General features: G+C 75.5%; 16 protein-coding genes. 15 read left to right on the plus strand and 1 reads right to left on the minus strand.

Annotated elements, in window-relative coordinates:
• Positions 1 to 10: 10 nt before the first annotated feature.
• The 9 genes from OHA34_RS36110 (at position 11) to OHA34_RS36150 (ending at position 12,002) form a co-directional block, all read left to right on the plus strand.
• Positions 11 to 1,183, plus strand: coding sequence for a pyridoxal phosphate-dependent aminotransferase (locus OHA34_RS36110; protein ID WP_329520127.1), 1,173 nt, complete (start codon positions 11 to 13; stop codon positions 1,181 to 1,183).
• Between the two features lie 73 nt (positions 1,184 to 1,256).
• Complete coding sequence (locus OHA34_RS36115; RefSeq protein ID WP_285936815.1) at positions 1,257 to 2,207, plus strand: carbamate kinase; 951 nt, start codon at positions 1,257 to 1,259, stop codon at positions 2,205 to 2,207.
• Positions 2,208 to 2,294: 87 nt separating this feature from the next.
• Positions 2,295 to 3,401, plus strand: coding sequence for a ring-opening amidohydrolase (locus OHA34_RS36120; protein ID WP_285936814.1), 1,107 nt, complete (start codon positions 2,295 to 2,297; stop codon positions 3,399 to 3,401).
• A gap of 58 nt (positions 3,402 to 3,459) precedes the next feature.
• Complete coding sequence (locus OHA34_RS36125) at positions 3,460 to 4,155, plus strand: SseB family protein (protein WP_285936813.1); 696 nt, start codon at positions 3,460 to 3,462, stop codon at positions 4,153 to 4,155.
• A gap of 90 nt (positions 4,156 to 4,245) precedes the next feature.
• Entirely contained in the window at positions 4,246 to 4,851 is a 606-nt protein-coding gene (locus OHA34_RS36130; RefSeq protein WP_285936812.1) for a prepilin peptidase, read from the plus strand.
• Between the two features lie 41 nt (positions 4,852 to 4,892).
• Complete coding sequence (locus tag OHA34_RS36135; RefSeq protein WP_329520128.1) at positions 4,893 to 5,723, plus strand: phytanoyl-CoA dioxygenase family protein; 831 nt, start codon at positions 4,893 to 4,895, stop codon at positions 5,721 to 5,723.
• A 40-nt stretch (positions 5,724 to 5,763) separates the two neighbouring features.
• Positions 5,764 to 8,739 carry a glycine--tRNA ligase gene (locus OHA34_RS36140; protein WP_329522481.1) on the plus strand — a complete coding sequence of 992 codons (2,976 nt, stop codon included), beginning with the start codon at positions 5,764 to 5,766 and terminating at the stop codon, positions 8,737 to 8,739.
• Between the two features lie 87 nt (positions 8,740 to 8,826).
• Complete coding sequence (locus tag OHA34_RS36145) at positions 8,827 to 10,461, plus strand: AMP-binding protein (RefSeq protein ID WP_329520129.1); 1,635 nt, start codon at positions 8,827 to 8,829, stop codon at positions 10,459 to 10,461.
• Positions 10,458 to 12,002 carry an MFS transporter gene (locus OHA34_RS36150; protein WP_329520130.1) on the plus strand — a complete coding sequence of 515 codons (1,545 nt, stop codon included), beginning with the start codon at positions 10,458 to 10,460 and terminating at the stop codon, positions 12,000 to 12,002. Before OHA34_RS36145 ends, OHA34_RS36150 begins: the two co-directional genes overlap by 4 nt.
• Positions 12,003 to 12,452: 450 nt before the next feature.
• On the opposite strand, the gene OHA34_RS36155 is transcribed toward OHA34_RS36150, so the two are convergent.
• Complete coding sequence (locus OHA34_RS36155; protein ID WP_285936808.1) at positions 12,453 to 13,325, minus strand: family 3 encapsulin nanocompartment shell protein; 873 nt, start codon at positions 13,323 to 13,325, stop codon at positions 12,453 to 12,455.
• 205 nt (positions 13,326 to 13,530) lie between these two features.
• On the opposite strand from OHA34_RS36155, the gene OHA34_RS36160 reads away from it, so the two are divergent.
• The 6 genes from OHA34_RS36160 to OHA34_RS36185 all read left to right on the plus strand — a co-directional run bounded on the left by OHA34_RS36160 (position 13,531) and on the right by OHA34_RS36185 (position 21,998).
• The gene (locus tag OHA34_RS36160; protein ID WP_329520131.1) at positions 13,531 to 13,740 is read left to right on the plus strand and encodes a hypothetical protein; all 210 of its coding nucleotides are present in this window, start codon (positions 13,531 to 13,533) and stop codon (positions 13,738 to 13,740) included.
• A gap of 5 nt (positions 13,741 to 13,745) precedes the next feature.
• The gene (locus OHA34_RS36165; RefSeq protein ID WP_329520132.1) at positions 13,746 to 16,700 is read left to right on the plus strand and encodes a type 2 lanthipeptide synthetase LanM family protein; all 2,955 of its coding nucleotides are present in this window, start codon (positions 13,746 to 13,748) and stop codon (positions 16,698 to 16,700) included.
• 33 nt (positions 16,701 to 16,733) lie between these two features.
• A complete protein-coding gene (locus OHA34_RS36170) occupies positions 16,734 to 18,008 on the plus strand; it encodes a DegT/DnrJ/EryC1/StrS family aminotransferase (RefSeq protein WP_285936806.1) in 1,275 nt (424 codons plus the stop codon).
• A complete protein-coding gene (locus tag OHA34_RS36175) occupies positions 18,005 to 18,919 on the plus strand; it encodes a sulfotransferase (RefSeq protein ID WP_285936805.1) in 915 nt (304 codons plus the stop codon). Before OHA34_RS36170 ends, OHA34_RS36175 begins: the two co-directional genes overlap by 4 nt.
• Positions 18,916 to 19,557 carry a nitroreductase family protein gene (locus tag OHA34_RS36180; RefSeq protein WP_329520133.1) on the plus strand — a complete coding sequence of 214 codons (642 nt, stop codon included), beginning with the start codon at positions 18,916 to 18,918 and terminating at the stop codon, positions 19,555 to 19,557. The genes OHA34_RS36175 and OHA34_RS36180 overlap by 4 nt, the downstream gene beginning before the upstream one ends.
• 101 nt (positions 19,558 to 19,658) lie before the next feature.
• The gene (locus OHA34_RS36185) at positions 19,659 to 21,998 is read left to right on the plus strand and encodes a hypothetical protein (RefSeq protein WP_329520134.1); all 2,340 of its coding nucleotides are present in this window, start codon (positions 19,659 to 19,661) and stop codon (positions 21,996 to 21,998) included.
• Positions 21,999 to 22,033 lie beyond the last annotated feature (35 nt).

Raw genomic sequence — 22,033 nt, forward strand, 5'->3', positions numbered from 1 at the left:
AGCGGGGAAGATGGACGGCGTGGGAGAGCCGCTGGTATCGCGCATGCAGGGATTCGGGACGACGATCTTCGCGGAGATGTCCGCGCTGGCCGCCTCGACGGGTTCGATCAACCTCGGGCAGGGATTCCCCGACACCGACGGGCCGCCCGCGATGCTCGACGCCGCCGTCGCGGCGATCAGGTCCGGCGGCAACCAGTACCCGCCCGGCCCCGGCGTCCCGGAGCTGCGCGCGGCCGTCGCCGCGCAGCGCCTGGAGCGGTACGGGCTGGAGTACGACCCGGCCGCGGAGGTGTTCGTCACCGTCGGCGCCACCGAGGGCGTCGCCGCGTCCGTGCTGGCGCTCGCCGGACCGGGCGACGAGGTCATCGTGTTCGAGCCGTACTACGACTCCTACGCCGCGACGATCGCGCTCGCCGGGGCCGAGCGCCGGGCCGTCACGCTGCGCCCGTCCGGCGGCCGGTTCACCTTCGACCCGGACGAGCTGCGCGCCGCCGTCGGGCCGCGCACCCGGCTGATCCTGGTCAACTCGCCGCACAACCCGGCGGGCACCGTCTTCACCCGCGCCGAGCTGGAGGCGATCGCCGCGGTGTGCCGCGAGCACGACCTGGTCGCGGTGACCGACGAGGTGTACGAGTACCTGACCTTCGACGGCGCCGAGCACATCCCCCTCGCCACGCTCGACGGCATGCGCGAGCGGACGGTGTCGGTGTCCTCGGCGGGCAAGACGTTCTCGGTCACCGGGTGGAAGACCGGCTGGGTGACCGCCCCCGCCGCCCACATCCGCGCCGTCCAGACGGTGAAGCAGTTCGTCACCTACGCGGTGAGCGCCCCCTACCAGCGGGCCGCCGCGTACGCGCTGCGCAACGAGCTGGCCTGGGTGGAGGACCTGCGGGCGTCCCTGGAGGGCAAGCGCGACCGGCTCATCACCGGGCTGGAGGCGGCGGGCTTCGAGACGTTCCGGCCGCAGGGCACCTACTTCGTGCAGGCCGACATCCGGCCGCTCGGGTTCACCGACGGCATGGAGCTGGCCCGCGCGCTGCCGGGCAAGGCGGGCGTCGTCGCCGTCCCGACGCAGGTCTTCTACGACGACGCCGAGGCCGGCGCCCACTTCGTCCGGTTCGCGTTCTGCAAGAAGGACGACGTCATCGACGAGGCCGTCGAGCGGCTGCGCCACCTGGGATAGTTGCCGAAGACCCGGGCCCGGTTGGGCGGATTACGCCCATGAGCGGCGGCCGTTCCGCGGATACCGTCGTCCCGTGAACAGCGGCGGCGGTGCCGGGCCGGTCCTCATCGCGCTCGGCGGAAACGCGATGACCGGCGCGGACGGCAGCGCGTCGGCCGCGGCGCAGGCCGCGGCGGTGCAGGGCGCGATGGAGCACGTCGCCGAGCTGGTCGCGGCCGGCGCGCGGGTCGCGCTCACCCACGGCAACGGCCCCCAGGTCGGCAACCTGCTGATCAAGAACCAGCTCGCCGCGCACGTGGTGCCGCCGGTGCCGCTGGACTGGTGCGGGGCGCAGACCCAGGCCACCGTCGGGGTGCTGATCATGAACGCGCTGGAGCGGGCGCTGGCCGCCCGCGGTGCCGCCCGCCCGGTGTCCACGGTGGTGACGCGCACGCTGGTGGACCCGTCCGACCGGGGGTTCGCCGACCCGGTCAAGCCGGTCGGCCGCTACTTCCCGGCGGACGAGGCGCGGCGCTCCATGGCGCTCGGCCAGTCCTGGCGGTCGTTCGGCGACCGCGGCTGGCGGCGCGTGGTCGCCTCCCCGGAGCCGCTGGAGATCCTGGACGCGGACGCCGCCGCACTGCTGCTGGCCGCCGGGCACGTCGTGGTCGCCGCGGGCGGCGGGGGAGTGCCGGTGGTCCGCGAGAACGGCGCGCTGCGCGGGGTGGAGGCCGTCGTCGACAAGGATCTGGCGGCGCAGCTACTGGCCCGCCGGCTCGGCGCCGCGACGCTGGTGATCGCGACCGACGTCGAGCACGTGATGGTCGGCTACCGCACCCCCGGCGAACGCCCGCTGCGCCGCGTCACCGTCGCCGAGCTCGGCGCGCTGGCCGCCGCCGGGCACTTCGCGGGTGGCAGCATGGGCCCCAAGGTGGAGGCGGTGCGGCGGTTCGTCGCGGCCGGCGGCGCCCGCGCCGCGATCACGTCGCTGCACCGGATCGGCGACGCCGCCCGCGGTGCCGCGGGCACCGTCGTGGAGGAGTGACCGGCCGCCCGGCGACGGCCGCCGCCCCGGCGGCGCGCAGGGACGGACGAGGACGAGCAGCGAGGACGAGCAGCGAGGAGCGGCGAAGTGCCCGACCCGATCGAAGTCCGCAAGATCCCCATCGAGAGCGTGACCGACGCCTCCGGCCTGGCCCGGCTGATCGACGACGGCGTGCTGGAGGCCGACCGGGTGCTGGCCGTGGTCGGCAAGACCGAGGGCAACGGCGGCGTCAACGACTACACCAGGCTGCTGGCCGACCGGGCGTTCCGCGAGGTGCTGCTCGCGCGCGGCACCCGCTCGGCCGCCGAGATCGCGGAGGTCCCGCTGGTGTGGTCGGGCGGCACCGACGGGGTGCTCAGCCCGCACGCCACCGTGTTCGCCACCACCGATCCGGACACCGCGCCGCGCACCGCCGAGCCGCGGCTGTCGGTCGGGGTCGCGATGAGCGAGATCATCCGGCCCGAGGACATCGGCCGGCCCGCGATGGTGGAGACCGTCGCCGCCGGGGTGCGCGCGGCGATGAAGACCGCGGGGATCGACGATCCCGCCGACGTGCACTACGTGCAGACCAAGACGCCGCTGCTCACCCTCGACACCATCAACGACGCCAGGGCCCGCGGCCACGACGTGGTCACCGAGGACACGCTGGCCTCGATGGACGTGTCCAACTCCACCACCGCGCTCGGCATCGCCGTCGCGCTCGGCGAGATCGACCCGCCCGAGGCCGGCGCGATCCACCGCGACCTGTCCCTGTACTCCTCGGTCGCGTCGTGCTCGTCGGGGGTGGAGCTGGACCGCGCCCAGATCGTGGTGGTCGGGAACGTGCGCGGCATCGGCGGCCGGTACCGGGCCGGGCACGGTGTGATGAAGGACGCACTCGACGCCGACGGCGTCTGGGACGCGATCCGCTCGGCCGGCCTCGACCTGCCCGAGCGCCCGCATCCCGGCGACCTGGACGGGCGGGTGGTGAACGTCTTCATCAAGTGCGAGGCCGACCCGTCCGGCTCGGTCCGGGGCCGCCGCAACATCATGCTGGACGACTCCGACGTGCACTGGCACCGCCAGATCAAGGCGTGCGTGGGCGGCGTCGCCGCCGCGGTCACCGGCGATCCGGCCGTGTTCGTCTCCGTCGCCGCCGTGCACCAGGGCCCCTCGGGCGGGGGGACGGTCGCGGCGATCGCCGACCTCGGGTGAGCGGAGAGTGTCCGGCCGGACACCCTGAGCGGTCGTGGAAGGTTATAGCCTCTCTGCCGTGTCCGGTCTGACCATTCCCGAACCCCAGTTCCCCGCCGACGACGGCACCGCCGACCCGAGGCTGCGCGAGGCCCTCACCGGGTACGCGGCCGGACGGGTCGCCGTGCACACCGTGCTCGAGCGGCTCGCCGGCGCCCGGCTGCTGGTGCCCGTCGTCGCGGTGCTCACCGAGGAGGAGGACGTCGCCCCCGGCGAGCTCCGCCGCGAGAAGTCCAGCGACATGGCGCTGCCCACGCTGGTCGGCGACGACGGCCGCCGCGGCGTGCCCGCCTTCACCTCCGCCGCGGCGATGCGGGCGTGGCGCGCCGACGCCCGCCCGGTCGCGGTGCACGCCCGGCAGGCGTGCCTGGCCGCGCTCGACGAGGGCGCGCACGCGCTGGTCCTCGACGTCGCGGGCCCGGTGCCGCTCGCCGTCGACGGCATCCGGCTGCACCTGCTGGCCGAGGGCCGCCCGGTCCCGCCGCCGCACGAGGACCCGGAGGTGCTGGCCGCGATCGAGGCCGCCTTCGGGGCCGACGCGTCCGTCAGCGGCGTGCGGGTGTCGGCCGGAGTCGAGGCCGAGCTGGCGGTCCGCTTCGCGGTCGTCCCCGGGCACGACGAGCAGGCCACCGTGCGGCGCGTCTCCGACCGGCTCGCCGAGCTGCTGCGCGGCCGGGTCGTCGGCGGCGTCGAGCTGAGCATCGTCCGCCGCTGAGGATGTTTCAAGCTCGGCCCGGCTTCCTCGCCCGGCGGCTCGGACGCCGACCGTGCTCGGGCGAGCGGTGCGGCGGGTAGGGTCGGCCGCGTGGAGGCCCCCCGAGCAGCGCCGCCCATAACGGCCCGGCCGCCGCGCGCCGAGTGGATCGCCGCGCTCAGGCGGCGCCCGGCCGTCGCCGCACTCGTGTGCGCCGCCGTCCTCGCCGCGCTGGCCTGGCGGATCGGCGCCCGCCCCGAGCTGCCCGCCTTCCTGGTGCTCGGCGCCGCCGGCAGCGCGCTGGCGATCGCCGATCTGGCGACCAGGACGCTGCCCGACCCGCTGACGCTGGGCTCCTACGCCACCGGCGCCGTCCTGCTCGGCGCCGCCGCGCCGTTCACCGCCGGGGGCGGCGCGCGGTACGTCCACGCGCTGATCGGGATGGCGGCCCTGTGGCTGCTGTTCGCGGTGCTGTGGGTGATCAGGCCGGACGCGCTCGGCCGCGGCGACGTCAAGCTCGCCGGGGCGCTCGGGCTGCACCTCGGCTGGCTCGGCGCCGACGCGTGGCTGCTCGGCATGTACGGGACGTTCGTGCTCGGCGGGGTGGTGTCGGTCGTCCTGCTGCTGCTCCGCCGCGCCGGGCGCAAGACGATGGTCCCGTACGGCCCGTACATGCTCGCGGCGGCGCTGGCGGCGGTGCTCGTCCACGCGCCGTAAACCGGTTGTCCAGGCGCGACGCCGGTCGGCATGCTGACCTGATGACCTCCGAGACCCCTGAGACCCCTGTGACCTCCCTTGCCGCCTCCGAGGTCGCGTCGTTCGTCGAGAACGGCTTCGTGCGGGTGGACGAGGCGTTCCCGCGCGAGCTCGCCGCCGAGTGCCGGGACGTCCTCTGGCGCGACACCGGCTGTGACCCGGACGACCCCTCCACCTGGACGCATTCCGTCGTCCGCCTCGGCGACTACGCCCAGGAGCCGTTCCGCCGCGCCGCGAACACGCCCCGGCTGCACGCCGCGTTCGACGCGCTGGTGGGCGCGGGCCGCTGGGAACCGCGCGGCAGCCTCGGCACCTTCCCGGTGCGCTTCCCGAGCGAGGAGGCGCCCGGCGACGACGGCTGGCACATCGACGCGAGCTTCCCCGGCGACGACCCCGCCGACTTCATGTCCTACCGCGTCAACGTGGCGTCGAGGGGCCGGGCGCTGCTGATGCTGTTCCTGCTGTCGGACGTGGGCGAGGACGAGGCGCCCACCCGGATCCGAGTGGGCTCCCACCTGGACGTCCCGCCGATCCTGGAGCCCGCCGGCGACGCGGGCCTCGGCTTCATGGAGCTGGCCGGACGCGCCGTCCAGGCCACCGAGCACCGGCCGGTCGCGCTCGCCACCGGCCGCGCGGGCGACGTCTACCTGTGCCATCCGTTCCTCGTCCACGCCGCGCAGCCGCACCGGGGCGGCCGGCCGCGCTTCATGGCGCAGCCGCCGCTGGCGCCCGCCGCGCCGGTCCGCGGCGGCGGGTCGCCGGTCGAGGCGGCGATCCGGCGGGGGCTGGAGGCCGGTCCGGCCGGGCCCGGGGGCGCGGCCCCCGTAGGCTGAGCGGATCCCACCCCGAAGGAGAACCACCCCCGTGCTGACCATGCAGGACGCGCTGATCCGGCTCACCGGCTTCTGGGCCGGGCACGGCTGCCTCGTCGCGCAGCCGATGAACACCGAGGTCGGCGCGGGCACGCTCAACCCGTCCACGGCGCTGCGCGTGCTCGGCCCGGAGCCGTGGCGGGTCGCCTACGCCGAGCCGAGCGTCCGGCCCGACGACGCCCGCTACGGCGACAACCCCAACCGGCTCCAGACCCACACCCAGTTCCAGGTGATCCTCAAGCCGGAGCCGGGCGACGCCCAGGAGCTCTACCTCGGCAGCCTGGCCGCGCTCGGCGTCGACCTACGCGCCCACGACGTGCGGTTCGTCGAGGACGACTGGGCCTCCCCGGCGCTCGGCGCGTGGGGGCTCGGCTGGGAGGTGTGGCTGGACGGGCTGGAGATCACCCAGTTCACCTACTTCCAGCAGTCCGGCGGGCTGACCCTGGACCCGGTGTCGGTCGAGATCACCTACGGGATGGAGCGCATCATGATGGCGCTCCAGGGCGTGGCGCACTTCAAGGACATCCAGTACGCGCCGGGGGTCACCTACGGGGAGGCGTTCGGGCAGGCCGAGTACGAGATGAGCCGCTTCTACCTCGACGACGCCGACATCGGGACCGCCCGCGAGCTGTTCGAGGCGTACGCGGGCGAGGCGCGGCGGCTGATCGACGCGCGGCTGCCGGTGCCCGCGCACACCCATGTGCTGAAGTGCTCGCACGCCTTCAACGTCCTGGACTCGCGCGGCGCGATCGGCACCACCGAGCGGGCCCGCGCGTTCGCCCGCATGCGCGGCCTCGCGCACGAGGTCGCCGAGCTGTGGGTGGAGCGCCGCGCCGAGCTGGAGCACCCGCTCGGCGACGCGTCCGCGCGCCCGGCCGAGGCCGCCGCGCCCGCCGCGCCGCCCGAGATCACCGCGCCCGGCACGTTCGCGCTGGAGATCGGGGTGGAGGAGCTGCCGCCGCACGAGGTCGCGCGCACCGCCGACGAGGTCGCGGGCCGGGTCCGGCGGGCGCTGGAGGAGACCGGGCTGTACACCGGCGCGTCCGGGACCGCCGTATACGCGACGCCGCGCCGCGTCATCGTGGTGGTGACCGGGGTGGAGCCGCGCGAACCCGACACCGAGCAGGTCGTCAAGGGGCCGCGGGTCGCCGCCGCCTACGACGGCGAGGGCGCTCCGACGAAGGCCCTGCTGGGGTTCGCACGCGGCCACGGGATCGACCCGGCGGGCGTCGGCACGGTCACGGTCGCCGGCGGCGAGTACGCCGGGTACGTCCGCAAGGTCACCGGGCGCCCCGCCGCCGAGGTGCTCGCCGCGGTGCTGCCCGCGATCGTCACCGGGCTCCGCGCCGGCAAGAACATGCGGTGGAACGCGCCCGGCCTGTCGTTCGCCCGCCCGATCCGCTGGCTGGTCGCGCTGCTCGACGAGCACGAGGTCCCGTTCACCGTGGCGGGCATGACCGCGGGCCGCACCACCCGGGTGCACCGCACCGCGGACGAGCCCCTGGTCCCGGTGCCGGCCGCCGCCGACCTGGTCGCGACGCTCCGCGCCCACGGCGTCGAGCCGTCCGCCGAACGCCGTCGGGAGGGCGTCGCCCAGGCCGCGGGGCCGCTGGCGCGCCTCGCCGGCGGCACGGTCGACTTCGCAGGCGAGCGCGCGCTCGTCGAGGAGATCGTCGACCTGGTCGAGCTGCCGGTCGCGATCCTCGGCTCGTTCGACGGGCGCTATCTGGAGCTGCCCGAGGAGATCCTCACCACCGTCATGCGCAAGCACCAGCGCTACCTGCCGGTGCGCGACGAGGGCGGCCGGCTGCTGCCGCACTTCGTGACCGTCGCCAACGGCGAGTGCGACCGCGACGCCGTCCGGGCCGGGAACGAGGCCGTGCTCCGCGCCCGCTACGAGGACGCGGCGTTCTTCTTCCAGCAGGACCTGCGCAGCACTCCGGAGGAGATCGGGCGGGGGCTCGGCAAGCTCACCTTCACCGACCGGCTCGGCTCGATGGTGGACCGCGCCGGCCGGATCCGCGCCATCGCGGCCGAACTCGCCGGCCGGACCGGCCTCACCGGCGCCGACGCGGCCGTGGTGCGGCGGGCGGGCGAGCTCGCCAAGTTCGACCTCGCCTCGTCCATGGTGATCGAGCTGTCCAGCCTGGCCGGGACGATGGCCCGCGAGTACGCGCGCCGCGCGGGCGAGGACGAGGCGGTGGCGCGGGCGCTGTACGAGATGGAGCTGCCGCGCTCCGCCGGCGACGCACCGCCGTCCGGCGTGCCCGGCTCGCTCCTGGCCGTCGCCGACCGGCTCGACCTGCTCGCCGGGCTGTTCGCGGTCGGGTCGGCGCCGACCGGCAGCTCCGACCCGTTCGGGCTGCGCCGCGCCGCGCTGGGGCTCACCGCGATCCTGCGCGCCCGGCCGCGCCTCGCGGCGGTCACCGTCGGCGACGGCCTGGCGATCGCGGCGCGGCACCAGCCGGTCGAAGTGACCCCGGACGCGCTCGCGGACGCCGAGCGCTTTGTCGCCCGCCGCCTCGAGCAGGCCCTCCTGGACGAGGGGCATCCGGTGCACGTCGTCCGGGCCGTGCTCCCGCACGCCGGGACGCCCGCCCACGCCGAGCGGGCCGCCGCCGACCTCGGCGAGCTGCTCGGCGAGGCCCGCTTCCAGCGGCTGGCGACCGCCTTGCAGCGCGTCCTGCGCATCGTCCCGGGCGGCACCGCGCCCGCGTACGAGCCCGCCCGGTTCGAGGAGCCCGCCGAACGCGCGCTGCACGAGGCGTTCATCCGGGTCCGGGACGAGCTGCCCGAGCGGCCCGCGCTGCCCGGATTCACCGCCGCCGCGCTCGCGCTCGCCGCGCCGATCGACACCTACTTCGACGAGGTGATGGTCATGGCAGAGGACCCGGCGCTGCGGGCCAACCGGCTCGGCCTCCTCGCCGCCGTGCGCGACCTGGTCGGGGGCGTCGTCGACTGGCGCGAGCTGCCTTAGGCGGGGCGCCCGAGTTCGTCAACACTGGCCGTTGTCCCTGCGGCCCGTCCCTGGTCATGATCAAGAGATCGGGTACGGAAGGGGCTGATGGTGACAAACTTCCAGGATCGGGCGTTGTTCCGGGAGCGCGGCTGGTGGCGGGACGCGACGTTCCTCGACGATCTCGACCGGTGGGCGCGGGACACGCCGGACCGGACCGCGGTGGTGAGCCGGTTCTGGGAGACCGGTGACGGCCCGGACGTCACCCTCTCCTACGCCGGGCTGGCCGACGCCGCCCGCCGCTGCGCCTCCGGGCTGGTGGCGCTGGGGGTGGGCCCCGGCGACCGGGTGGCGATGCAGGTGGTCAACCAGTGGCAGGCGACCGTGCTCGCGCTCGGCTGCGCGAGCGCGGGCGCCGTGGTGGTGCCGTACTTCATCGCCACCGGCGCGGCCGACACCGAGTGGATCCTCCGCGAGAGCGGCGCCTGCGCGGTCGTGTCGCTCGGGACGGTGCGCGGCCTGGAGGTGGCCGCCGCCATCGCCGGCATGCGCGAGCGCCTGCCCGGCCTGCGCCACCAGATCGTCGTCGGGGACGAGGTCCCGGAGGGAGCGGTCGGGTTCGAGAGCCTGCTGTCGGCGCCCGCGGTGGATCTCGGCGACCGCCGGCCGGCCGGCGACGACGTCTTCCAGATCATGTACACCTCCGGGACGACCGGCAGGCCCAAGGGCGTCCGGCACTCGTTCAACACGCTGTACGCGATGTCGCGGTCCTACACCGATCCGCTCGGGCTCGGCCCGGACGACGTGCTCTCCACGCCGTGCATCATCGGCGGCCAGGGCGGCTGGCTGTACGGGCTCCTGTCGCCGCTGCTGGTCGGCGCGGCGTCGGTGTGGTCGGACGCGTACCGGCCCGCCGACTTCCTCGACCTCGCCGAGCGGTACGGGATCACCGCGGCGTACTTCACCCCGGCGGTCCTGGACCAGCTCGTCGAGGAGCAGCGCGAGCGCCCGCGGCGGCACGCGCTGCGGCACATGGTCACCGGGTCGACGCCGATCCCGCCCGGCCTGCCCGGCCGGTTCTACGCGACGTTCGGGCTCCCGGTCCGCTCGCTGTGGGGGATGACCGAGAACGGCGGCGTGACCATCAGCGGCGCCGACGACCCGGTGGACTGGGCGGCGCACAGCGACGGGCGCCCGGTCGAGTGGATGCAGATGCGGCTGGTCGGCGAGGACGGCGCCGAGGTCGCGGACGGGGAGCCCGGCCGGCTGGAGGTCCGCGGCGCCAACCTGTGCCTCGGGTACGAGGGGGCCGACGAGGTCTTCGCCGCGGCGCTGCACGACGGCTGGTTCGTCACCGGGGACCTGGCCCGGCGGGACGGCCGCGGCGGGCTCAAGATCATCGGCCGCACCAAGGACATGATCAACAAGGGCGGGCTGCACGTCCCGGCCGTCGCGGTGGAGGAGATCCTGCGCGCCGACCCCCGGGTCGCCGAGGTCGCCGTGGTGGGCGAGCCCGAGCCGCTGCTCGGCGAGACCGTGGTCGCCGTCGTCGTCCCGCACGGCGAGCCGCCCGCGCTGGAGGACCTCCAGCGGCTGGTGCGCGAGGCCCGGATGACGCCGGGGTACGAGCCGGACCGCCTGGAGGTCGTCGCGGAGCTGCCCAAGACGCCGACCGGGAAGGTCCGCAAGCGCGCGCTGGAGGAGGACCTGGCCGCCCGGAAGGCCGCCGCCGGACCGAGGTGAGCGCCGGCGCCGCACCGTCCGCCCCGGCCGGATCACCCGGCCGGGGCGGGCCCGGCGCCGCGCGGCGGCGGCGGGCCCTGGCGCTCGCCTCGGTGATCCTCGCCAACGGGATGGCGGTGATCGACTACAACATCGTGAGCGTGGCGATCCCGCGGCTGCTGCGCGCCTTCCCCGGCAGCACGCTGGCCGGGCTGTCCTGGACGATCACCGGGTACACCGTGGTGTTCGCCGCGGTGCTGCTGCCCGCGGGCGGCCTGGCCGACCGGCTCGGCGCCAGGCGGATCTTCCTCGGCGGGCTGGCGGTGTTCACCGCGGGCTCGCTCGCCTGCGCGCTGGCCCCGGGGCCGCTCGGGCTGGTGCTGGCCCGGATGCTCCAGGCCGTGGGCGGCGGCGCGGTGGTGGCGCAGGCGATCTCGGTCGGGCTGAGCGAGTTCCCCGGCCGGCCGAGCCACGTGTTCGGGCTGCTCGGCGCGGTCGGCGGGGTGGCCGGCGCGAGCGGGCCCGCGCTCGGCTCGGCACTGCTGGCCCTCGGCGGCTGGCGCTGGATCTTCCTGATCAACCTGCCGCTCGGCGCGCTCGCGCTGGCGTGCGGCGCGCTCGGCATCCGGTCCGGCGCCCCCGCCCGCGGCGGAGCGGGCGGCGCGGGCCCGGGGGCCGGGACGGGGACCGGGGGCCGGAGGCTGCCCGACCTCATCGGGATCGTCCTGCTCGCGGGCGGTATCGCCGCGCTGGTCCTCGGCCTGGTGGAGGGCCCCGGCCGGGGCTGGACGGACGGCGGCGTCCTCGGCCCGCTCGGCGCGGGCCTGGCGCTCACCGCCTGGGGCGTGCGCAGGTCGCTGCGGCACCCGCGTCCGGCCGCCGACTTCACGCTGCTGAGGGCGGGCCCGACCGCGGCGGGAAACGCGGCGATGGCCCTGCTGAGCGTCACGCAGTTCGCGGTCGTGCTCTGCGTTGCGCTGTTCCTGACCGAGCGCTGGGGGTACTCGGCGCTGGCCGCCGGGGCGGCCCTCACCCCCGGGCCCCTGACGTCCGCCGTCGTCTCCTGGGGCAGCGGCCCGCTGGTCCGCCGGGTGGGCTCGAGGCGGATCATCGTCGCGGGCGGGCTGGTCGGCGCGGCGGGCTGGTGCTGGCCGCTGCTCGCCGGGCCGCTCACCGGCGCGGACGGGTACGCCGTCGTGCTGCTGCCCGCGCTGGTCGTCGGCACCGCCGGGATGGCGGCCGCGTCGGTGGCGATCGGGCCGCTCGCGATGGCCGAGGTCCCGCCGGACCGGTTCGGGAGCGGCAGCGCGCTCGTCATGCTGTCCCGGTCCGCCGGGGCGGCGGTCGGGATCGGCGCGCTGGCGGCGGTGCTGCACGACCCGGCGGAGGGCGCGTTCCGCGTCGCCTGGGCGGGCCTGGCCGCCTTCCTGGTGGCCACGGCCCTCGCGGGCGCGGCCTCTCCCATCCCGTCCGCACCCGGCGGACGCGCCGCCGGGGAGCCCGGCCATGACGCCGGCCGGGACGCCGCCGAGCGGGCCGGCGAAGCCGTGGACGAGGACTGAGCGGGCGCCCGAACGGTCGTCGCCCGCGGCTCCGGGGGAGCCGCGGGCGACGGGGCGCCGATCACGTCAATGCGGCGCTCGCATCGCCGATGTGCGACAGGTTCCCATCGGTGCGGAAATTGCGGAAGCCGCACCTGAACAGGAAGGGCGCATTTTCATTTCCCGGGCCCGTCCGGTCGCATCATTCGGCGATCAATGGTGACTCACCAAGGCATCGTGCGCATTTGTCCACCTCCACGGGGGTCGGATGATCCGCATTATGCGGGCGATGGTTTACCACGTGTTCGTGCGCATGCGTTCACCTCCGAACTCGTCGCAGGTGCCGATGGCCACGGCGGGTTTACCACGGAGGGGTGGTCATGGCTCACCTCCACGTTGTGACGGATCCGGAGTCCCGCCGGTCGGGACTCCGGGGCGGCGGGGGGCCTGAAGGCCCGGAGGGGATGCGGTTCAGAGGCCCAGCAGGACGAAGTGCTGGGGCAGGTGCACGGCCAGGCCGAGGCGCATCGAGGCGGTGATGGTGGCCTCCTCGCCGGACCGTCTCAGCGTCACCGTGGAGACCTCGCCGTCGAGCAGGGTGATGCCCGCGCGAAAGTCGCCCAGCAGCACCCGGTCGCGCTCGATCATGCGGGTCCGGGTGATGCGCAGGCCCGCCGCGTCCAGCGAGGGGAGCGCGCCGGCGCCGACCAGCCGCCAGTAGAGCGCGGGGTGCATCACCAGCCCGTCGCATGAGCCGCCCGTCTCCTCCACCTCGGCGCACCCGGTCATCAGCGCGTCCAGGACGGTGCCGGCTCGCGCGTCGCCGTCGCCCTGGCCGGGCGCGGAGACGTGGCGCAGGCCGTCCAGGCGGAGCAGGCCGGGGATCGCGCCGTCGTCGCTGCCGTGCAGCAGCACCTCGTTCTCGACGGTGCACAGCCGGACGACGACGCGGTGCTCGACGAACCTGGCCAGCAGGGCCGGATCGGAGCACACCTCGGCCGGCACCGGGACGCGCACCGAGATCTCGGTCAGCTCGGCCTTGGCGACGGTGGGCCGGAAGGCGGCCTCGGGGGTGGTGCGGTAGCGGGTGCCGCTCTCGGCGCCGCCGGCCTCGTCCCGGCCCTCCCGCACGTAGCGCAGGGCCTCGTCGGCGACCGTCCCGCCCTTGGTCTGCTCGCGGACCGTGGGCCGCGGGCGGGTGGAGGCCAGGGGGAACAGGGTGGTCAGCGGGGTGCGCACCCGGATCGCGGCGTCGCCGCCGTTCGCGCGGGCGACCGCGACGGCGAGTTCCTCGCCCAGGCTCCGCGCCCGCAGTGCGGGGTCGTCGATGAGGTAGTCCAGCACGCAGAACTCCCATCAGCCAAGCTTGCGGCGTCCGTCCCGGATCTCGGGCCGGCCGATATTCACGTGATGCCGATCTTGCACCTCGCTGTTGGAGAGTAAGCAATGTGCGGCCCGAAGAAAAGGGTCCCCCCGGAATCTTGTCCGAAAAAATGGATCATGGTAGAACGGCCCTGCGATCGACTTCTTCCCGTTCGAGGTGGTGGACGTGCCGCATCTGGATAATGACGGCGACGAATGGGTGGACCCGGTGTTGGACGAGGTACTCGGAACGGGCTCCCGTCCCGCGGACCGTCCCGCGCCCCACTGCCCGCGTCGCGCCGCCCGCGCGGCCGGGACCGCCGGGGCCGGGACCGCCGGGGCCGGGACCGCCGGGGCCGGGACCGCCGGGGCCGAGGCTCCGGGCGACCGCGGATGAGCCCGGTGACCACGGCGCCCGCGCGCCGCGACGCGGGCATCCCCTGGCAGCGCGCCGTCCGGGGGGCGGAGGCGCCCGGACCCGCCGAGCCGGAGTGGCACCGCCGCTTCCGCATCGCCTGGGAGTCGCCCGCCGACGGCGCCGGGCTCCCCGCCGACCTCGGCCTGCTGGAGGCGGCCCGCCCGCTGATCGCCGACGCGCGCCGCACGCTCCGCGAATGCCTGCTCACCGACCTCGGCCCGGACGGCCCGGACGGCCTGCCGGGCGTGCTCGTCCGGGAACCCCCGCTCGGCTGGCTCACGATGGCGGTCCAGCCCGCGCTGGCCCGCGAGCTCGCCGCCGTCCGCGCGGGCGACCGGCCGGAGGGCGGCGCGACCCCGCAGGAGCGGTACGCGGCGTTCACCCGCGGCCTCCGCGACCCCGCGTCCGCGCTGGCGGTCTGGGCCGCCTACCCGGTGCTGGCCCGGCAGGTCGTCGAGATGCTCGACGACTGGGTGGCCGCGCGCCTGGCCTTCGCCCGCGACCTCACCGCCGACCTCGACGCCCTCGCCGCCGCCTTCGGCACGGCGGACCCGCAGGACGACCGGGCCGACCAGGACGACCGGGCCGCGCACGACGACCGGGACGGCCGGACCCTCGGACCGCTGGTCGATGTGGCGTTCGGCGCGGCCGAGACCCACCGGGGCGGGCGCAGCGTCGCGCTCGTCCGGTTCGAGCGGGCGACCGTGGTCTACAAGCCGCGCAGCCTGGCCGTCGACCTGTGCTTCGACCGCCTGCTCGGCTGGTTCAACGCCGCCGCCCCCGCGCACGCGCTGCGCCGTCCCGTGCTGCTGGACCGGGGCGACCGCGGCTGGAGCGAGTACATCACCGCCGAGCCGTGCCCCGAGGCCGGGCTGCCCGGCTACTTCTGGCGGATCGGCGCGCTGCTCGCGCTCACCCACGCCGTGCACGGCTACGACCTGCACGCCGACAACGTGATCGCGGCCGGGGCCGACCCGGTGGTGATCGACCTCGAGGCGCTCTTCCACACCGAGCGGACCCGGCCGATGCTGGAGCGGGCGCGGCTCGGCGACCCCGCGGCCGGGCGGCTGGACGGGTCGGTGCTCCGCACCGGGCTGCTCCCCGGACCGCTGGTGATGCCCGACGTCGGCACCGAGCGCCCGTTCGGCGTGGACATCAGCCCGCTCGGCACCGCCGCCGTCCGCCGATCGCTCATCCCGACGCCGATCGTCGAGGACCCGGGCACCGACCGGATGCGGGTCGGCCTCGGGTACCGGACGGTCCCGCCGCCCGCCGGGCGGCTCCGCCTGCCGGACGGGAGCACCGCCGATCCGCGCCGGCACCGCGACGACCTCGTCGCCGGGTACACCTTCGCCTACCGGCGCCTCGCCGCGACGGGACTCGGCCTGCTCGCGCGGGGCGGGCCGCTGGACGGCTGCGCGGACGTGCAGGTCCGGCTGATCCAGCTTTCGACGTTCCTCTACGTCAGGCTCCTGCTGGAGAGCTGGCGGCCGGACGCGCTCCGCGACGCCGCCGCCCGCGAACGCGGCCTGGACCGGCTGGCGGCGGGCTGGCCGGGCGTGCCGCACCGCGACGCGCTGGTGGCGGCCGAGAAGGCGGCGCTGTGGCGCGGCGAGGTCCCGGTCTTCGAGATCCGCCCGGGGCACCACGACGTGTGGCTCGAGGACGGCACCCGCCTGCCCGGCGTCCTCACGGTCTCGCCGCTGGAGGAGATCGCCGCACGCCTCGCGGAGATGGGGCCGGACGACCTGGCGGCCCAGACGGACGTCATCGACGCGAGCCTCTCCGTCCTGGAGGACGCCCCGCACCCCACCCCGCGGCCCGCTCCGCCCCCCGGCCCCCGCCCGACCACGGACGGCGGGACGGCGCTGGACGAGGCGGTCCGGATCGCCCGGCGGCTGGACGAGACCGCCGTTCGCGCCGGTGACCGGATCGGATGGGTCACGGTCGAGGTCGTCGACGCCGGGTCCCGCCGGCTCGCGCCCGCAGGGCTCGACCTCTACGGCGGGCTGCCCGGGATCGGGCTGTTCCTCTCATACCTGGCCGCCGCCGTCCCCGACGCCTGGGCCCGGGACCTGGCGGTGCGCGTCGCCGAGGAGGTCGTGCACCGCTGCCGCGAGGCGGCCTGGTTGCCCGCGTCCCGGCGGCCCGGACTGGAAGGCGGGCCCGGCGCCGTCTACCACCTGGCCCATGCCGCCGCCGTCCACGGCCGGCCCGGCCTCGCCGAGTTCGCCCGCGACGCGCTGCTGACCCCGCCGCCGCCCGGCGCCGCACCGGACGTCCTCGAAGGCGCTGCCGGAACCCTGCTCTCCGCGCTCGCCCTGCACGCCGCGCTTCCCAGCGCGCGCGCCCTGGACGTGGCGCGGACCGCCGCCGAGCGACTGCTGGAGGCCGACCTCACCGAGCCGGGCTTCGGCTACGGCGCGTCCGGCGCGGCGGTCGCCCTGGCCCGCCTGCACGCGCTCGCTCCGGATGCCCGATATGCGTCCCGCGCGCGGGCACTGGTCGCCGCCGAGGAGAGTCCGGGCACCGACACGGGCTGGTGCCAGGGCGCGACCGGGTCCGCTCTCGCACGCCTGGAGCTGCGCGACGGCCCGGTCTACGAGTCCATCCCCGTACGGCAACGTCTGGAGCGGTCTCTGGAAGAACTCGCCGCGCTCGTACGGAACGGCCCGCCGCCGCTGGACGACTCGCTCTGCCACGGCACGTCCGGCCACCTCGAACTGCTCACCGCCTTGGACGGCCCCCTGGCGGACGCCCCCCTGGTGAGCACCCCCGCATCCAGCCGCCCGGCGGGTCCCTGGCGTACCGCTCTGCCGGCGCCCGCGCCCGGACTACTGGCCGGCCTCGCCGGCGTGGGGTACGGGCTGCTGCGATCGGCCCGGCCGGACGTCGTGCCGTCCGTCCTCGTGCTGGCGCCCCCGCGCGGACGCCCCTGACCCCCCGCTCCTGTTCCCCGCAGAGGAGACGCCATGACCGTTGACGTCCAGCCCGGAGTGCAGCCCGGCCTGCTCGCCATCGACGGCGCCGAGCCGGTCCGCACCGACCCTTGGCCCACCTACGACAAAGGCGACGTCTTCATCGACGACGAGGACCTGGACGCCGCCCTCGCGACGATCCGGTCCCGCCTGTACTTCCGCTACGACCACCGCCCGTACGCCGAGACGCAGACGGGCCGGCTCGAACGCGACCTGTGCGCGTTCTTCTCCTCCCCGCACGCCCTGACCTGCGCCAGCGGCACCACCGCCATCGCGCTCGGGCTGCTCGCGCTCGACCTGCCGCCCGGGTCGCTGGTCGCCTGCCCGGCGTTCACGTTCGCGGCCACGCCGAGCGCCGTGCTGCTCGCCGGGCACCGCCCGCTGTTCGTCGAGTGCGACGAGGACCTGCACCTGGACGTCGACGACCTGCGGCGCCGCCTCACCCCGGAGGTGCGGGCGATCGTCGTGGTGCACATGCGCGGGTTCGCCTCCGACATGGACGCGGTCTGCGCGGTCGCCCGCGAGCACGGCGTGCCGGTGGTCGAGGACGCGGTGCCCGCGCTCGGCGCGAGCCTGCGCGGACGCCCGCTCGGCACGTTCGGCGCCGTCGGCGCGTTCAGCACCCAGTCCGACAAGTCGCTCAACACCGGCGAGGGCGGCTTCCTGGTGACCGGCGACGCGGACGTGCACGCCCGCGCGGTCGTCTACTCCGGCGCCTATGAGGGCCGGATGGCGCGGCACTACGACGGCCGGCCGCCGCCCGTCGACGACCTGGCCATGCCGATCTTCGGGCTGCGGATGGACGAGATCCGCGCCGCGCTGGCCCGCTCGATGCTGCGCCGGCTGCCCGAGCGGCTGGCCGCCCACCACCGCAACTACGACGACGTGGCCGAGCGGCTCGCCGGTGTCCCGGGCATCGCGCTGCGCCGTCCCGTGGACGACCATGCCTACCTGGGCGAGGCGCTGGTGTTCCGGATCCCCGGCGCGGACGCCCGCGCGTCCGCCTGGACGGCCGCCGCGCTCCGCGCCGAGGGCATCGACGCGCGCGCGCTCGGCGATCCCGGCGACACCAACGTCCGCGCCTTCTGGAACTGGCGCTTCCTGTTCCCCGACGCCGACCGGGCCCGCGCGGAGTTCCCCGTCACCGCCGCGCGGCTCGACGAGTCGGTCGACATCCCGCTGTCGGCGAACCTGACCGAACGCGACCGCGACCAGCTCGTCCGCGCCGTCGGCAAGGTGATGGGGGCCCGGTCCGGACGGCCGCGGTGATCCGCGTCCTGTACGTCACCGGCTGGTGCCGCAGCGGGACCACGCTGCTCGGCAACCTGCTGGGCGAGGTGGACGGCGCGCTGCACACCGGCGAGCTGCGCTACCTGTGGACCAACGGCGTCCTCGGCCGCGGCACCAACACCCAGTGCGGATGCGGCCGGGACGTCGACGCGTGCCCGCTGTGGACCGGGGTGCTCGACCGGCTCGCCGGCGACGAGCCCGCCCCGCACGCCGAACGCGCCGTCCGGCGGCAGCAGGCCGCGCTGCGCACCCGGCACACGGGCCGCAGGCTGGCCGAGGCCCGCGGGGCCGCCGCCCCGCACCCGGCCGTCGGCGACCTGGTCCGGCTGTACGGCGCGATCGCCGAGGAGTCGGGCGCCCGGCTCATCATCGACACCGGGAAGTTCCCCGCCGAGGCCGCGGCGCTGTGCGGGGCGCCCGGCATCGACGCCCGGATCCTGCACGTGGTCCGCGATCCGCGCGCCACCGCCGAGTCGTGGCGGCGCGCCAAGCGGTACATCCCGCCGATGGGCCCGGTGCGCAGCACCGGCTACTGGGTCGGGTTCAACCTGGCGTCCGAGCGGGTCGGCCGCGCGTTCCCGTCCCGCTACCAGCGGCTCCGCTACGAGGACTTCGCCGCGCGGCCCCGGGACGAGCTGCGCCGGGTGATGGAGCGGGCCGGGCTGGACGGCGACCCGCCCGTCGGCGCCGACGGCGTCGCCGACCTCGGCGTCAACCACACCGTCACCGGCAACCCCGACCGGCTGCACCGCGGCCCCGTCCGCGTCCGCGCCGACGACGCGTGGGTCCGCACCCAGCCGCGCCGCGACCGCGCGCTCGCCACCGTGATCGCCGCCCCGCTCCTGGCCCGCTACGGCTACCCGCTCACCCCGGCCCCCCACGGGCCGTGACCGACAGGAAGGACCCGATGGACTTCAGCGAGGTACTGCGGCGGCGCCGGATGGTGCGCCGCTACAGCGCGGACCCGGTCGACCCCGAGACCGTCGCGGCGATCGCCCGGCTCGTCCGGCGGGCGCCGAGCGCGGGCTTCAGCCAGGGCCACCGCCTCCTCGTGGTCACCGGGCCCGCGACCCGCGAGCGGATCGCCGAGATCGCCGAGGAGGACTGGTACGTGCAGCGGGGCCTGCCCCGCTGGCTCTCGGTCGCGCCCGTCCTCATGGTGCTCGGCGTCAGCGAGGACGCCTACCACGAGCGCTACACCAAGCCCGACAAGCTGGTGGACGGCGAGGAGATGCTCTGGCCCGCGCCGTACTGGTGGGTTGACGCCGGCGCGCTGCTGACCCTGATCCAGCTCGCCGCGATCGACGCCGGCCTGGTCACCGGCTTCTCCACCGTCCGCCGGTCCGAGGAGCTGAAGAAGCTGGTCGGCCTCCCGGACGAGGTGGCGGTGGTCGGCCTGATCACCCTCGGCCACCCCGAGCCCGGCGCGGAGGACGGCACCGACGCCGCCCGCCTGCGCACCCTCCGCAAACCCTTCGGCGACCTCGTCCGCTACGAGTCGTGGGACGAGCCGCAGTCCGGAGGGTGATCCCGCCCGGGACCCGGGGCCGTGATCGGAACGGACGAACTTTCACCTGGCTGGGCGTGTCATAGCCGGATGACCGTCCGATCTCCTCCCACGGAGCGTCCATGCCCCTCCCGCCGAAGGCCCGCCGCCTCACTGCGGCCGTCGCCGGAGCAGCCGCGCTGCTCCTGGTGATCACGCTCGTCGTCGCCAGGTTCTCCGCGGACGAGCCGAGCGGTCTCGCGGAGGGCGCTCTGGCCGCGCTGCCCGTGCGGTCCGACCCCGTCTCGCCGGCCCGAGGGCCGATGACGGGCGGCTGCGGGGTGTCCAAGGCCACCGTCGACGCCCTGGTGCCCGGCGGACAAGACCGGCTCGAAAAGTGCTCCTGGTACTCCTCACGCCGGGGCGAGTGGCGGCTTAGAGTCGCGGCCGGAACCGACGGCGTCGCGATGAGCGGCATCCTGGCCACCACCACCGCCGACCCGGCCTTCGCGATGAGCCCCCGGCCGCCGAAGGTCCTCGCGGGCCTCGGAGACGACCAGGCGCTCGCCCGGTACTCCGTCCGCAGGCACGATGGAGTGGCCGAGGTCGTCTTCCAGGCCGGCGGCACCCCGGTGACCATCCTGTACGGGGGTCAGCGCGAGATCGCCGGGAAGCGCATCCCCCAGCCGATGTCCGAGCGGGACGCGATGAAGGGCGCGCTCACGGCCGCGTCGGAAGTGGCCACCGGGCTCAAGCTGCCCGCACGGCCCGTTCCGGCGAGCGCGCCGCCGCCGGGTCCTCCGGCGATCACGCGGGTGCCGCGTCCCTGCGACCTCGTTCCGGGGAGGACGCTCGACAAGGTGGCCAGGGGGGCGTTCCGTTCCCGTGGCAACGGAACGCTCCTGGACGGAGTGTCCGGAGCGAGGACCGACTCGTGCGAATGGCAGGTGCTCGACGTATCGGGGCAGAGCCGGACCCTCATGGTCACCGTTGGCACCGTCCCGGACCGGGAACCGGGTGACGGCGCCCGTGCGGCGTCCCGCTGGTTCCTGCAATGGCACCGGCTGACGCGAGAGGGGCACCAATCGGCGGCCCTGGACAAGCCGAAGGAGTTCCATGCGCTGACCGGCCCGGGGGAGCAGGCGTTCGGCGTACTCGGCGGATCGCTCAACGACGCCGACGACCTACCTGGGAGGGTGGTCTTCCGGGATCGGAACGTGGTGGTCGAGGTCGTCTACTCGGGAACCAAGAACGGAGAACCGGCCATGTCCGGCGACCGGGCCGTCCGGGCCGCCTACACCGTGGCCGCCGAGGCGGCGAAGGCGCTGCGGGCCGTCCCGGCGGAGCGGGCCCCGCTGCCCGCGGCGCCCGACCCCGTCCCGGCCCGTCCGCTCATCACCTCGCTCCCCTCGAACTGCGGTATCGCCTCCGCCACGGTCGACGCGGTCGTCGGGCACGCCGACATGAACGAGAACGGCGACCAGGGGACGTGCGCATGGACCACGCGGCTGGGGGAGCGCAACCGCCGCACCCTCAACGTCTCGCTCCATCTGGAACTGGAGGAGACCTCACCGGCCTCACCGCCCGGAAGCGGGACCATGGCCTCCGGCACCCTGAACGATGAGGAGATCCGGATCGCCGACGGGCTCACCCGGAGCGGGCCCTGGGTCAAGAACACTCCCGCGGCGCGGGCGGTCGACCGGCTTCCCGCCGCCTCCGAGGAGACCCGCCAGCGGCCGGTCAAGGGCCTGGCCGACGAGGCCGTGGCGCTGGTCACCGGCCTCGACACGAAGATCGTTTTTAGGTTCGGGAACGCCGTCGGCAGCGTCGAGTACCAGGACGACGGACTGGACCTCGAGCGGGTGGGGGACATGAAGCCCGCGCTGCGGGCGGCGTCCGACGCCGCGCGGGCCCTCGGAGCCTCCGTGCGGTCCCCGAAGGTCGCCGCGCCCCCGGCGCCGGGCGCCGCTCCTGCCAAGACGAAGCTCCCCGGGGGATGCGCCCTGATCCCCACGGGGATGGTGGAACAGATCGTCAAGGGCAAGGCCGAGACAGACTCCGATGTGAGCGTGACCAGGGATATAGGTCCGCTGGGGTCGTCCGACAAGCCGGAGGCGTCCGGATGCGTGTGGAAGTCCGAGCACCGGGCGCTGAGCGTCGTCGCGACGCCCTTCCCGGGGCGGTCGTCGCACGAGGCTGTACAGGCCGCGACCCGGGCCTACCTGAAGCTGCACCTCAACTCGCGGGCGGAGGAGCCGATCAGCGGAGGCGGTGAGAAGTACTTCCGCGCCGTGACGGGTCTGGGTGAGCAGGCGTTCGCCGCTTACGTGGAGGACGGGACGCCGGGGCGTGTGGTGTTCCGTGTCCGTAACGTGCTGGTGGAAGTGGCGTTCGCTCCGAAGGATCCGTCCGAGCGCATGCCGGGCGCCGAGCGTGTCGCCCTCGCCCAGCGGGCCGCCGCTGAGGTGATCAAGCCACTGTGACGGCGGTCGCCCGGTTCTCACAAGGTGGACACGTG

It is taken from the genome of Spirillospora sp. NBC_01491 (genome assembly GCF_036227065.1).
Classification (GTDB): Bacteria; Actinomycetota; Actinomycetes; order Streptosporangiales; family Streptosporangiaceae; genus Spirillospora; species Spirillospora xylanilytica.

Bases quoted from the DNA above. Each gene is read 5' to 3' on its own strand.
- OHA34_RS36145 (WP_329520129.1), top strand. From the start codon at position 8,827: ATGGTGACAAACTTCCAGGATCGGGCGTTGTTCCGGGAGCGCGGCTGG.
- OHA34_RS36135 (WP_329520128.1), top strand. From the start codon at position 4,893: ATGACCTCCGAGACCCCTGAGACCCCTGTGACCTCCCTTGCCGCCTCC.
- OHA34_RS36110 (WP_329520127.1), top strand. From the start codon at position 11: ATGGACGGCGTGGGAGAGCCGCTGGTATCGCGCATGCAGGGATTCGGG.
- OHA34_RS36170 (WP_285936806.1), top strand. From the start codon at position 16,734: ATGACCGTTGACGTCCAGCCCGGAGTGCAGCCCGGCCTGCTCGCCATC.
- OHA34_RS36185 (WP_329520134.1), top strand. From the start codon at position 19,659: ATGCCCCTCCCGCCGAAGGCCCGCCGCCTCACTGCGGCCGTCGCCGGA.
- OHA34_RS36140 (WP_329522481.1), top strand. From the start codon at position 5,764: ATGCAGGACGCGCTGATCCGGCTCACCGGCTTCTGGGCCGGGCACGGC.